11 protein-coding genes are annotated in these 12036 nt (G+C 71.8%); 6 read left to right on the top strand and 5 right to left on the bottom strand.

Annotated elements, in window-relative coordinates; genetic code table 11:
* The first annotated feature begins 77 nt into the window (after positions 1-77).
* Together JW613_RS25615 and JW613_RS25610 are read left to right on the top strand one after the other, a co-directional pair.
* Complete coding sequence (locus JW613_RS25615; RefSeq protein WP_209213391.1) at positions 78-1130, top strand: LLM class F420-dependent oxidoreductase; 1053 nt, start codon at positions 78-80, stop codon at positions 1128-1130.
* Positions 1131-1494: 364 nt separating this feature from the next.
* Complete coding sequence (locus JW613_RS25610) at positions 1495-2286, top strand: ferritin-like domain-containing protein (RefSeq protein WP_209213273.1); 792 nt, start codon at positions 1495-1497, stop codon at positions 2284-2286.
* Positions 2287-2343: 57 nt separating this feature from the next.
* Here the strand turns inward: JW613_RS25610 and corA are convergent, their stop codons facing one another.
* Entirely contained in the window at positions 2344-3336 is a 993-nt protein-coding gene (gene corA / locus JW613_RS25605; protein ID WP_209213272.1) for a magnesium/cobalt transporter CorA, read from the bottom strand.
* Positions 3337-3403: 67 nt separating this feature from the next.
* Between corA and JW613_RS25600 the strand changes: the two genes are divergently transcribed.
* The 4 genes from JW613_RS25600 (at position 3404) to mshC (ending at position 7024) form a co-directional block, all read left to right on the top strand.
* The gene (locus JW613_RS25600; protein ID WP_209213271.1) at positions 3404-4120 is read left to right on the top strand and encodes a histidine phosphatase family protein; all 717 of its coding nucleotides are present in this window, start codon (positions 3404-3406) and stop codon (positions 4118-4120) included.
* A 75-nt stretch (positions 4121-4195) separates the two neighbouring features.
* On the top strand, positions 4196-4786 hold the full coding sequence (locus JW613_RS25595) for a DUF3090 domain-containing protein (protein ID WP_099878942.1): 591 nt from the start codon (positions 4196-4198) through the stop codon (positions 4784-4786).
* Complete coding sequence (locus tag JW613_RS25590) at positions 4750-5736, top strand: SCO1664 family protein (protein ID WP_372448002.1); 987 nt, start codon at positions 4750-4752, stop codon at positions 5734-5736. The genes JW613_RS25595 and JW613_RS25590 overlap by 37 nt, the downstream gene beginning before the upstream one ends.
* A 58-nt stretch (positions 5737-5794) precedes the next feature.
* Positions 5795-7024 carry a cysteine--1-D-myo-inosityl 2-amino-2-deoxy-alpha-D-glucopyranoside ligase gene (gene mshC, locus JW613_RS25585; protein WP_209213269.1) on the top strand — a complete coding sequence of 410 codons (1230 nt, stop codon included), beginning with the start codon at positions 5795-5797 and terminating at the stop codon, positions 7022-7024.
* A 134-nt stretch (positions 7025-7158) separates the two neighbouring features.
* On the opposite strand, the gene JW613_RS25580 is transcribed toward mshC, so the two are convergent.
* The 4 genes from JW613_RS25580 to JW613_RS25565 form a co-directional block, all read right to left on the bottom strand.
* Complete coding sequence (locus JW613_RS25580; RefSeq protein WP_099878936.1) at positions 7159-8136, bottom strand: PAC2 family protein; 978 nt, start codon at positions 8134-8136, stop codon at positions 7159-7161.
* Positions 8137-8317: 181 nt separating this feature from the next.
* Entirely contained in the window at positions 8318-8989 is a 672-nt protein-coding gene (locus JW613_RS25575; protein ID WP_209213268.1) for a FadR/GntR family transcriptional regulator, read from the bottom strand.
* Positions 8990-9025: 36 nt separating this feature from the next.
* Positions 9026-10180 (bottom strand): glycoside hydrolase family 18 protein, encoded by a 1155-nt coding sequence (locus JW613_RS25570; RefSeq protein WP_372448001.1) that lies wholly within the window; start codon positions 10178-10180, stop codon positions 9026-9028.
* Between the two features lie 244 nt (positions 10181-10424).
* Positions 10425-12032, bottom strand: a complete 1608-nt coding sequence (locus JW613_RS25565) for a glycerol-3-phosphate dehydrogenase/oxidase (protein WP_209213267.1) — start codon at positions 12030-12032, stop codon at positions 10425-10427.
* Positions 12033-12036 lie beyond the last annotated feature (4 nt).

The following is a 12036-nucleotide window of genomic DNA, read 5'->3' as shown; positions in this document are numbered from 1 at the left end:
GCGTAGTTGTGGCAGGCGTTAGAGTCCGGGGGTCAGGGACATTACTGATCAGTAAGGGAAGTGGGTGCGGGATGGGGATGCGACTGGGCATCAACCTCGGCTACTGGGGTGCCGGGATGGATGCGGACAACCTCGCCGTCGCACAGGAGGCCGACCGGCTCGGTTACGACGTGTGCTGGGCGGCCGAGGCGTACGGCTCGGACGCCGCGACCGTGCTCACCTGGGTGGCGGCCCACACCGAGCGGATCGACGTGGCCGCCGGGATCTTCCAGATCCCCGCCCGGACCCCCGCCATGACCGCGATGACGGCCGCCACCCTCGACTCGCTCTCCGGCGGCCGCTTCCGGCTCGGCCTCGGCGTCTCGGGCCCGCAGGTGTCCGAGGGCTGGTACGGGGTGAAGTTCGACAAGCCGCTCGCCCGCACCCGCGAGTACGTCGAGATCATCCGCCGCGCCATGTCCCGCGAGCGCCTGACCTACGAAGGGCAGCACTGGACGCTGCCGCTGCCCGGTGGCCCCGGAAAGCCGATCAAGCTGACCGTCCACCCGGAGCGCGAGGAGATCCCGCTCTACATCGCCGCCATCGGCCCCAAGAACCTGGAGCAGACCGGCGAGATCGCCAACGGTGTGCTGCTGGTCTTCTTCTCCCCCGAGCACGCCGAGGAGACCACCCTGCGGCACCTGCGCGCGGGCCGGGAGGCCGCGGGCAGCACGATGGAGGGCTTCGACGTGTGCCCCACCGTCCCGATGGCCGTCGGCGACGACATCGACGCGCTCGCCGACCTCTTCCGCCCCTACACCGCGCTGTACGTGGGCGGCATGGGCAGCCGCAAGCAGAACTTCTACAACCAGCTCGCCCAGCGCATGGGCTACGAGAAGGAAGCCGCCGAGATCCAGGAGAAGTACCTGGCCGGCGACAAGGAGGGCGCGGCGGCGGCGATCCCGCGTGAGCTGATCGACTCCACCACCCTGATCGGCCCCGTCGAGCGGATCGCCGACCGGATGCGCGCCTACGCGGACGCCGGGGTGACGACGCTGTCGCTGGCGCCGGCCGGGTTCTCGCTGGAGGAGCGGCTGACCAGCCTGCGTGCCGGGGTCGAGGCCCTGGAGCGGGCCGGCCTGGCCTCCTGAGGGCCATGGCGGGAGCGCCGGGCCGCCTCTCCCGGTCCCGCGCGTCGCGCTCGCGTCGCGCGGCGCCGGGCCTGTCGGCAGCGCCCGCACGAGGTGCGGCCCGCCCGTAAGGCGTAAGCCCCGGCCCCGCAGGGTGGAACGTGCCCGAGAAGTCCGCGGCCGTGGTGGGGGCTCGGGGTCAACCCCGCCACGGCCGTCACGGAGCACAACGCGGCCCCGCCCGCCCGGTTACGCGGGCGGGCGGCGCGGCTCCTGCGTTCGGCGCAGATCGGCCACTCATCTGTTGCTTGTTCGCCTAGGCGGCATTTGACTCGTTCTTTGCGGATGTCGTGCTGTACGGAACTCGTGCACGGAGGTGGCAGCGATGCTCTCGGCCAGGAGTCTGTTCCAGGAAATCCTCGACAACGACGAGTCCTTCCGGCTCTTCTGCTCCATCGCCGCCAGCGGTGAGGCCCAGGGCGGCTGGGAGAACGCTCGCATCGCCGCGCTCGTCCCCGAGTCCCAGCGCGACCTCGCGCCCAAGATCGCCCGGCACGGCGCCGACGAGGACAAGCACGGCCGCATCTTCATGGCGCTGCTGAACAAGCGCAGGCTGGAGGCGGCCGAGATCCCCGACGACACCGACTACACGATGATCCTGGAGGGCCTCGGCATCGGCCTGGCCCACGAGAAGCTGCGCCGCGACGAGCAGCTGACCGAGCACGACGTGCTCGCCTACCTCGCGCACAGCCGGGTCACCGAACAGCGTGCCGCCGAAGAGATGAACCTGCTGAAGAAGGCGGCCGGCGACCACCCGGAGCTCGGCCGCGCGGTGAAGATGATCTCCAAGGACGAGGACAACCACCTCGCCTACTGTCACGAGGAACTGCTGCGCCTCGCCCGGGCCGGTCACGCCCGCACCATCAAGGAACTGCTGCGCGAGAGCGCGCTCGCCGAGATCAAGGTCTACCGGGACGTCAGTCTGGCCGTCATGAGCCGGATGGCGCGCATCCTGGGCTGGTCGGGGGTCAAGTACGGCTTGATCGCGCTGGGCATCCACGGCAGGTACGTACAGGAGCGGTTGGGCGGCTGGCGCCGGATGGTCAGCCTCCGGATGCCCGAGCGGCGCGACGCGCTGGGCACCGGGCGGTCCGGAGCCGCCCCGGAGTACGCCTGAGCGGGTCGCCCCCGGAGCCGACCTTGGCGGGGGCCGCGGTCCCCGCGAGCCGGCACGCTAGAACCAGTCGCGGCGCTTGAAGATCCGGAACAGCACCACGCAGATGGTCACCATCAGCAGCAGCGTGGCCGGATATCCCCACACCCAGTGCAGTTCGGGCATGTGCTCGAAGTTCATGCCGTACACGCCGGCGATGGCCGTCGGCACGGCGAACATCGCCGCCCAGGCGGAGATCTTGCGCATGTCGTCGTTCTGCCGCACGCCCATCTGTGCCAGATACGCCGACAGGATGTCCGTCAGCAGCCGGTCGATTGCTTCCACCTGCTCGTTCACCCGCGACAGATGGTCGGCGACATCCCGGAAGAACAGCCGTGCGTCCTTGTGCACGAACGGCACCCCCGCGCCGGTCAGCCGGGCGACGGGGTCCGTCAGCGGCACCGTCGCCCGGCGGAACTCCAGCGCGCGGCGCTTGAACTCGTAGATGCGGTTCGCCGTGCCGGTGCCCACCCGGGCGTCCTTGGCGAACACCCCGGCCTCCAGCTCTCCGAGGGCGGTGTGCAGGGTCGCGGCGACATCCAGATACTGGTCGACCACGGTGTCGCTGACCGCGTACATCACCGCAGTGGGGCCGTGCCGCAGCACGTCCGGGGACTCCTCCAGCCGCTCGCGCACCGAGCCGAGCGGATTGGCCGCACCGTGCCGCACGGTCAGTACGAACGAGTCGCCCACGAACACCATCAGCTCGCCCGTGCTCAGCGCGTCGGCGGTCTCGTCGTAGGCCACCGGCTTGAGTACGAGGAAGAGCGAGTCCGCGTACACCTCCAGCTTCGGCCGCTGGTGGGCGTGCAGCGAGTCCTCCACGGCCAGCGGATGCAGCCCGAAGTCCCTGGTGACCTGGTCGAACTCCGCCTCCGTCGGTTCGTACAGACCGATCCACAAGAAGGTGTCGGCCGAGGACCGGGCCTCGCGCAGCGCCGCCGAGAAGTCCTGCGGGCGCTCCGTTCGGCGGCCTCGCCGGTAGAGCACACAATCGACGATCACCCCTCGCATTCTGCCGCGCCCCGGCCGTCCCACAACCGGAGAGCGCCGCCCACAGCGCCTCGCTTAGGGTTGCGGCATGCCCACGCTGATCCTCGTACGCCACGGCAGGTCCACGGCGAACACCGACGGGCTGCTGGCCGGCCGCACGCCCGGAGTCACTCTGGACGAGCGCGGTCGGCGGCAGGCGGCTGCGCTGCCCGACCGGCTCCGGGAGATTCCGCTGGCCGCCGCCGTCAGCAGCCCGCTGCGCCGCTGCCAGGAGACCCTGATGCCGCTGACCGCGGCCCGCCCCGAGCTGCCGGTGCACACCGAGGACCGCATCACCGAGTGCGACTACGGCGACTGGTCCGGCCGCAAGCTCGCCGAGCTCAACGGCGAGCCGCTGATGACCACTGTCCAGCAGCACCCCTCGGCGGCGGCCTTCCCCGGCGGCGAGTCGATGCGAGCCATGCAGGCGCGCGCCGTGGAGGCCGTACGCGACTGGAACGCGCGGATCGAGGCCGAGCACGGGGCCGACGCCGTCTACCTGATGTGCTCGCACGGCGATCTGATCAAATCGATCGTCGCGGACGCCCTCGGCATGCACCTCGACCTCTTCCAGCGGATATCCGTCGCCCCCTGCTCGGCCACGGCCATCGCCTACACGCCCCTGCGCCCCTTCGTGCTGCGGCTGGGGGACACCGGGGAGCTGGCCTCCCTCGCGCCACCGGACCGCAAGGACGAAGAGGGCGACACTGGAAGTACCGGGGAAAGTGCTGGGGAGGGCAACGCGACCGTGGGCGGAAGCGCCTGAGCACGATGATCGGAACGCACAGTAGGGTGCGGGTGTCCGAAGCCACTCAAGCCGTCGAACCCAACGGAGCAGAACGTGTCCCGTCAGGTATTTCTGTACGACCCGCCGGACCGGTTCGTAGCCGGTACCGTCGGTCTGCCTGGCCGCCGCACCTTCTTTCTCCAGGCCAGTGCAGGAGGCCGCACCACCAGCGTGGCCCTGGAGAAGGCGCAGGTCGAAGCGCTCGCCGAGCGGATCGACGAGCTGCTGGACGAGGTGGTGCGCCGCTCCGGTGGCAGCGCGCCCGTCCCCGCTGTCGCTCCCTCCGAGGTCGATGACACGGCGCCGTTGGAGACTCCGGTCGAGGAGGAGTTCCGGGTCGGCACCATGGCGCTGGCCTGGGACGGCGAGGGCGAGCGGATGGTCGTCGAGGCGCAGGCCATCGTCGAGCTGGAGCCGGGTGAGGACGAGGATCTGGCCGAGGCCGAGGAGCGGCTGCTGCAGGACGACGAGAACGGCCCTCCGATGCTCCGGGTGCGGATCAGCGGCAGCATGGCCCGTGCCTTCGCCAAGCGGGCGATGGAGGTCGTCAACGCGGGCCGCCCGCCGTGCCCCCTGTGCAGCCTGCCGCTCGACCCGGAGGGACACGTATGTCCGCGCCAGAACGGATACCGCCGGGGCGAATGAACGGCTCACGATCTGACAGGGGCACAGCACCGGCCGCCGAGGCCACCCGCGAGCTGCTCACCCGGGGCACCCTCAGGGTGCACGGGCGGATCATGGCGGCGTCCAACGCGGTGCTGTTCGGCACCGTCGAGCACGAGGACCACAGCCTGGCCTGTGTCTACAAGCCCGTCGCCGGTGAGCGTCCGCTGTGGGACTTCCCCGACGGCAACCTCGCCCAGCGGGAGGTCGCGGCCTACGAGATCTCCCGAGCCACCGGCTGGGACCTGATACCCGCCACCGTGCTGCGCGAGGGCCCGTACGGCGCGGGCATGTGCCAGGCGTGGGTGGGGGAGCTGCCGGACGCCGAAGCGGACGCCGAAGCCGGCGCGGAGCGGGCGGACGACGCCGCGGACGGGGCGGAGCCGGCGGGTGCCGCAACCGACCAGGACGAGGTGTCGGCGGCCGAGGATCCGGCGCCGGACGAGCCCGCGCCACTGCTCGCGCTGGTCGACGGTGACGAGCCCGGCGAGGGCTGGAAGGCGGTCGGCTTCGCCGATGTCAGTGACGGCCGGACGGCGCTGCTCGTACACGCCGACGACCCCAGGCTGCGGCGGCTCGCCGTGCTCGACGCGGTGATCAACAACGGTGACCGCAAGGGCGGCCATCTGCTGCCCCGGCCGGACGGCGCGCTGTACGCCATCGATCACGGCGTCACCTTCCACGTCGACGACAAGCTGCGCACCCTCCTGTGGGGATGGGCGGGCGAGGAGCTGACCGGCGAGGCCGTCGAGGCGCTGCGCCTGCTGTCGGCCGGATTGGCCGAGGGCGCCCCGCTGGCCGCACGGCTGACCGAGCTGCTGACCGAGGCCGAGGTGGAGGCCACCCGCAAGCGGGTGGAGGCGCTGCTCAGCTCCGGACGGCACCCGCTGCCCAGCGGTGAGTGGCCCGCGATCCCCTGGCCACCCGTCTAGGCCCGAACAGCGCCCATCCGGCCGGATACGGAACACCAGTCCGGGTTAGGCTCAAGGCATGCATGCCTGGCCCGCTACAGAGGTCCCCGTCCTGCCTGGACAGGGCCGCGACCTCGACATCCACGACACCGCGACCGGCGGACGGGTGACCCTCGCCCCCGGTCCTGTCGCCCGTATCTACGTGTGTGGCATCACCCCGTACGACGCCACCCACCTGGGACACGCGGCGACCTACAACGCGTTCGACCTCGTTCAGCGCGTGTGGCTCGACACCAAGCGCCAGGTTCATTACATACAGAACGTCACCGATGTGGACGACCCGCTCCTGGAGCGGGCCGTCGCGACGAACATGGACTGGACGGCCCTCGCCGAGCGTGAAACGGCGCTGTTCCGTGCGGACATGACGGCCCTTCGGATGCTGCCGCCGAAGCACTACATCGGTGCGGTGGAGTCCATTCCCCGCATCGTCCCGCTGGTCGAACGGCTGCGCGACATGGGCGCCGCCTACGAGCTCGAAGGCGACATCTACTTCTCCGTCGAGTCCGACGCCCACTTCGGCGGGGTCTCGGGCTACGACGCGGAGACGATGCGGCTGCTGTCCGCCGAGCGCGGCGGAGACCCCGAGCGCCCCGGAAAGAAGAACCCGCTCGACCCGATGCTGTGGACGGCGGCCCGCGAGGGCGAGCCGCACTGGGACGGCGGCACCCTCGGCCCCGGACGGCCCGGCTGGCACATCGAGTGTGTGGCCATCGCCCTGGAACACCTGGGCATGGGCTTCGACGTCCAGGGCGGCGGCTCCGACCTCGCCTTCCCGCACCACGAGATGGGCGCCTCCCACGCGCAGGCGCTCACCGGCGAGTTCCCCTTCGCACGCACCTATGTGCATGCCGGGATGGTCGGGCTGGACGGCGAGAAGATGTCCAAGTCCAAGGGCAACCTCGTCTTCGTCTCCCAGCTGCGGAGGGAGGGCGTCGACCCGGCCGCCATCCGGCTCGCCCTGTTGGCCCACCACTACCGCGCCGACTGGGAGTACACCGACGCGGTGCTGGAAGCGGCCAAGGAGCGCCTCGCCCGCTGGCGTTCTGCCGTCTCACGCCCCGACGGGCCGCCGGCGGAGTCCATGCTGGAGGGCGTCCGGGTAGCGCTCGCGGACGACCTGGACTCGCCCGCCGCACTGGCGGCGGTCGATGCCTGGGCGGAGGAGCAGGCGACACGGGGCGGCACCGACGAAGGCGCACCCGGACTGGTGTCCCGCACGGTGGACGCCCTGCTGGGTGTGGCGCTGTAGGAGTTTCCCGGCGCGGACTCTTCTTGCCGTCTCCCGCGCGGACCCTTCCGCCGGACGGCGAGAACTCTTCGCCACCAGCCCGGCGGTGCCGCCACACCGGCACCGCCGGGCAAGGGCCCCGCGGCGAAGGAGAGTTACTCCTCGTCCGGCTCGTCCGGCCGCGGGGGCTCCCCGCCCGGCTTGGGCGGAGGTGGTGGCGGCCCCTGGTCCCGCAGGAACGGGGGAGTACCGGGCGCGGTCCCTCCCTCGGCGGGGCCGGACCCGTCGCGGTGCCGCAGATAGCGCTCGAACTCCTTGGCGATGGCCTCTCCCGAGGCCTCCGGCAGTTCGGCGGTGTCCCGCGCCTCCTCCAGCGACTGCACGTACTCGGCGACCTCGCTGTCCTCCGCCGCCAGCTGGTCGACACCGATCTGCCAGGCCCGGGCGTCCTCCGGCAGCTCGCCCATCGGGATCCGTACGCCCAGCAGGTCCTCCAGCCGATTGAGGAGGGCCAGCGTCGCCTTCGGATTGGGCGGCTGGGAGACGTAGTGCGGCACGGCCGCCCACAGGCTGGCGGCCGGGACGCCCGCGTGGGTGCAGGCCTCCTGCAGGATGCCGACGATGCCGGTCGGGCCCTCGTACCGGGACTCCTCCAGATTCATGGTGCGGGCCACGTCCGCGTCCGAGGTCACCCCGGTGACCGGCACCGGCCGGGTGTGCGGGGTGTCGCCGAGCAGCGCGCCCAGCACGACCACCAGCTCGACCCCCAGCTCATGGGCGAAGCCCAGGATCTCGTTGCAGAACGAGCGCCACCGCATGCTCGGCTCGATGCCGCGTACCAGCACCAGGTCGCGCCGCTTCCCCTTGCCGTCGGCGTCCTCGACGCGGACGACGGACAGCCGGGTGGTGGGCCAGGTGACCTTCCGGACCCCGCCGTCCATGAAGACCTGTGGGCGGTTCACCTGGAAGTCGTAGTAGTCCTCCGCGTCCAGCGCGGCGAACACCTCGCCCTTCCACTCCCGTTCCAGGTGCTCGACCGCGGTGGAGGCCGCGTCCCCGGCGTCGTTCCACCCTTCGAACGCGGCCACCATGACTGGGTCGACCAGCTCGGGAACCCCCTCCAGCTCGATCACCCAGCGCCTCCTTAACTTGCTGTAGCCTGCCGTCGGCGATGCCGCTGCCTGCTCGGTTCGGTACGGCTGCCAGCCGTTTTCGTGCGAGGCCCAGCCTACGGCGTGACGCTGCCCGTGCCGCAGCCCCCGCACGCCCCGGATCCCCACCCGCTCTGCTGGGGGCTTCCGGGCCCGCCCGCGTTCACAGCGTCGCGCGCAGCCCCTGCTCCACGCCGGTGAGGTGCGCGGTCGACCAGGCGCGCGCCCCCTCCGTGTCGCGGGCGCGGCAGGCGGCGAGCAGCTGCCGGTGCTCGTCCAGGGCGCGGCTGACGGCGCCCTGCCGGCTCGGCCCCCGCCACACCCGGGCCCGGACGGTGGGCGCGGACAGACCGCTCAGCAGTGAACACAGTGCCCAGTTGCCGCAGGCGGCCACCAGCCGACGGTGGAACTCCAGCTCGGCTGCGGCCAGTTCCTCCGCCGACGGCTCCGGCCCCAGCGCGTCCAGCTGGTGCTCCAGCGCGTCGACCTCTTCGGCCGTGATCCGCGCGGCGGCCAGCGCCGTGGCGGCGGGTTCCAGGATGCGGCGTACCGCAAGGAGGTCCAGGGCGGCTTCGTCGCGGTGGAAGCCTGAGACGAAACTCATCGCCTCCAGCAGCGTCCGTGCGTCCAGGCTGGTCACATAGGTGCCGTCACCCTGGCGCACGTCCAGGACGCGGATCAGCGCCAGCGCGCGTACCGCCTCGCGCAGCGAGTTGCGCGACAGGCCGAGCTCGGTGGCCAACTCGCTCTCCTTGGGCAGCCGGTCACCGGGACCCAGCGCACCCGAGACGATCATCCCCTGGATCTTCTGGATCGCCTCATCGGTTACGGACACACTTCCTCCCCCTGATCTGCGATGTCCGGGTGTTGCTCATCGTGCGGCGTGCTCGCCCCAGCCGCTCCGGTAGGCCCGCCAGTCCTCTTCGGTCGCCGCGAAGTCGACATAGAGGGCGACGCCGAACCGTCGCCGCTCCGGGGCCTCGCGGCCCAGCCCCAGCCGCACCCCGCGCACGGCAGCGGCTGCCGTCTCGGCCGAGGCGTGATGGCCCAGGTCGTCCGTGTGGTAGAAGGGCAGCCCCATCAGCACGTCCACCCGCGCGGGCGCCGCCTCCAGCGCCAGAGCCGTCTGCTGCGCCACATAGCCGCCGTACAGGCTCTCCACCGGCAGCGCGGTGTCGTACGACATCACCGCGATCTGGTCCACTCGCCGCGCGACCTTGCCGAAGTACTCCTGCGACCACCACTTGCCGTGCCCGGCAACGGTGCCGGAGACGTGGTGTAGTCCGGGCAGCGGATCGATCTGGTGCGCGGCGACGGACAGCACTCCGCCCCGCGCATGGACGGCGGGGCGCAGCCGGTCCAGCAGCCGCAGATAGTCGCCGTCGTCCGAGCGCAGCGGCTCCAGGTCGAAGTGCACCCCGTCGAAGCCCGCCTCCAGCACCTGCCGGGCGCTGCCCACCACCGCGCGCCGGGCCGCGCCGTCGGCCAGTCGCAGCCCGCCGCGCTCGCCCTCCCCGTACACCAGCCGGTCACCGAGCCACGCCTGCACCCGCACCCCGGGCAGCTCCCGCTCGACCGCTTCCAGCAGCCACTCGGCGCGCGGGTAACGCTTCTCGGGAAGGGAACCGTCGTGCGCCAGCGGCCCGGTGTGCACATACAGATCGCGGATACCGGTGCCCGCCATCCGCTGCTTGAGAGCCCGCAGATCGTCCGCGTCCCGGCGCCCGTCCACCCACGCGTGGCCGAGCCATATGGCATCCCGGCCCCGGGTACGGGCGTCCGGTGACACCTCTCCGGCGTACGAGACGCGGAGCGCGGTGGCCGCGCTCGCCACCGGCAGCACGACCAGCACCACCAGCGCGAGAGCGACCCGGCCCGCGGCCCGCCGGGCCCGGGTGCGGCCGGGCATCCGCAGCCGACGCCGCCGCGCCCCGGTTCCCGTGCCCGTTCCCGCTCCCGCCCCCATGTCCGTACCCGGGCCCGTGCCCGATCCCGCGCCCGTTCCCGCCCCCGTCTCGGCTTCCATGCCGAGGACGGTGCCACGCCCCACGGCCCACCCGGGCTGCGGGAACGGGCTCGTTACGAAGTTGCCGAACTGGTGATCGCACGCACATGTGGCTGTAGCAAGGAGACAGTTCCGTAGCCGGACGGAGGACGCGGGCACGGCGGCCGAGATCGGCGGAGCCCGGCGCGGGACGAACGAGAGGGGCGCACGCCCTTGATGGCGTACGCCCCTCTTCTGTCGCACTCCGCGGGTGCGGCCGACCGCGTCAGTCGCGCCGGGCGAGCAGTTCCTCGATGCGGCCGCGTACCTCGTCGGTGTCCAGGCCGCGGATCGTCAGGGTCGTCCGGCGGCGGGCGACGTCATCCACCGTCTCGGCCCACTCGTGGTCGCGGGCGTAGACCACCTGGGCCCAGATCTCCGGGCCGTCGGGGTGGATCCGCTCGCCCAGTGCGGGGTCCTCGTTGACCAGGCGGGCGATGTCGAAGGAGAGCGAGCCGTAGTGGGTGGCCAGCTGACGGGCGGTCAGGGGGTCCATCCGCACGCCCGGCTCGCGGTCGACCAGCAGCCGGTGCGCGACCGCGTTCGGGTTGGCGATGCCGGGCAGCGGAGTGCGCCGCACCAGTTCCTTGACCGGCACGGTGTCCTCGGCGAGCGCGCCGCCGGGCAGCTTCTCCAGCTTGTTCATCACCGTGCGGCCGATGTGCCGGTAGGTGGTCCACTTGCCGCCGGCGACCGACAGCATGCCGCCCTTGCCCTCGGTGACGACGGTCTCCCGCTTGGCCGACTCCACGCCGCCGGGGCCGCCCGGCAGCACACGCAGTCCCGCGAAGGCGTACGTCATCAGGTCGCGGTCCAGGTCCGCGTCCCGTACCGAGAACGCGGCCTCGTCCAGGATCTGCTGGATGTCGGCCTCGGTCGCGCGTACGTCGGCGGGGTCGCCGGTGTACTCCTCGTCCGTGGTGCCCAGCAGCAGCTGGTCCTCCCACGGCAGGGCGAAGGTGATGCGGTACTTGTCGATGGGGGTGGCCATCGCCGCACCCCACGGCGACTTGCGCTTGAGCACCAGGTGCGCGCCCTTGGACAGCCGGATGGAGGGCGCCGCACCGCTGTCCTCCATCCTGCGCAGGTGGTCCACCCACGGGCCGGTCGCATTCAGCACCAGCCGTGCGTTGACGCCGAAATCCGTACCGTCCGTCCGGTCCCGCAGCTCGGCACCGGTGACCCGGCCGCCGGTGAAGCGCAGCCCGGTGACCTCCGCGTGGTTGAGGACGACGGCACCCGACTCGACGGCGGCGCGGACGGTCATCACGGCCATCCGCGAGTCGTTCATCTGGTGGTCGCCGTAGACCGCGACGGCCTTGAGGTTGTCGGTGCGCAGCGCCGGGTTGTCGGCGGCGGCCTTGGCGGGGGAGATGACCCGGCCCACGCCGTCACCGAAGGCGGACAGCGCGGAGTAGGCGAAGACGCCGGCACCCAGCTTGGTGGCGCCGTGCGGGCCGCCCTTGTAGACGGGCAGGTAGAAGGTGAGCGGGTTGACCAGGTGCGGGGCCACGTCCTTGGCCAGCACCCGCCGCTCGTGGTGGTTCTCCGCGACGAGCTTGACCGCGCCGGTCTGCAGATACCGCAGGCCGCCGTGCACCAGCTTCGAGGACGCGGACGAGGTGGCGCCGGCGAAGTCACCGGCGTCCACCATGGCCACCCGCAGTCCCGACTGCGCCGCATGCCAGGCCACCGAGGTGCCCAGGATGCCGCCGCCGATGACCAGGAGGTCGTACGTCGCGTTCGCGAGCAGCCCTCTGGTCTCTGCGCGGCCAGGGTTGCTGCCGGCAGTCGGGTGCGTCCCGAGGGTGGGGACGCTCTGCGAGGTGTTCATCTGA

Source organism: Streptomyces smyrnaeus (assembly GCF_017676345.1).
In the GTDB taxonomy this organism is placed as follows: Bacteria; Actinomycetota; Actinomycetes; order Streptomycetales; family Streptomycetaceae; genus Streptomyces; species Streptomyces smyrnaeus.
The sequence above is the reverse complement of the archived record's forward strand: the minus strand, read 5'-3'. Positions and strand labels throughout refer to the sequence as shown.

What these genes read in the sequence shown, in the direction of transcription:
- JW613_RS25610 (WP_209213273.1), top strand. Translation starts at nt 1,495, where the DNA reads ATGCTCTCGGCCAGGAGTCTGTTCCAGGAAATCCTCGACAACGACGAG.
- mshC (WP_209213269.1), top strand. Translation starts at nt 5,795, where the DNA reads ATGCATGCCTGGCCCGCTACAGAGGTCCCCGTCCTGCCTGGACAGGGC.
- corA (WP_209213272.1), bottom strand. Translation starts at nt 3,336, where the DNA reads ATGCGAGGGGTGATCGTCGATTGTGTGCTCTACCGGCGAGGCCGCCGA.
- JW613_RS25565 (WP_209213267.1), bottom strand. Translation starts at nt 12,032, where the DNA reads ATGAACACCTCGCAGAGCGTCCCCACCCTCGGGACGCACCCGACTGCC.
- JW613_RS25590 (WP_372448002.1), top strand. Translation starts at nt 4,750, where the DNA reads ATGTCCGCGCCAGAACGGATACCGCCGGGGCGAATGAACGGCTCACGA.
- JW613_RS25570 (WP_372448001.1), bottom strand. Translation starts at nt 10,180, where the DNA reads ATGGAAGCCGAGACGGGGGCGGGAACGGGCGCGGGATCGGGCACGGGC.
- JW613_RS25600 (WP_209213271.1), top strand. Translation starts at nt 3,404, where the DNA reads ATGCCCACGCTGATCCTCGTACGCCACGGCAGGTCCACGGCGAACACC.
- JW613_RS25615 (WP_209213391.1), top strand. Translation starts at nt 78, where the DNA reads ATGCGACTGGGCATCAACCTCGGCTACTGGGGTGCCGGGATGGATGCG.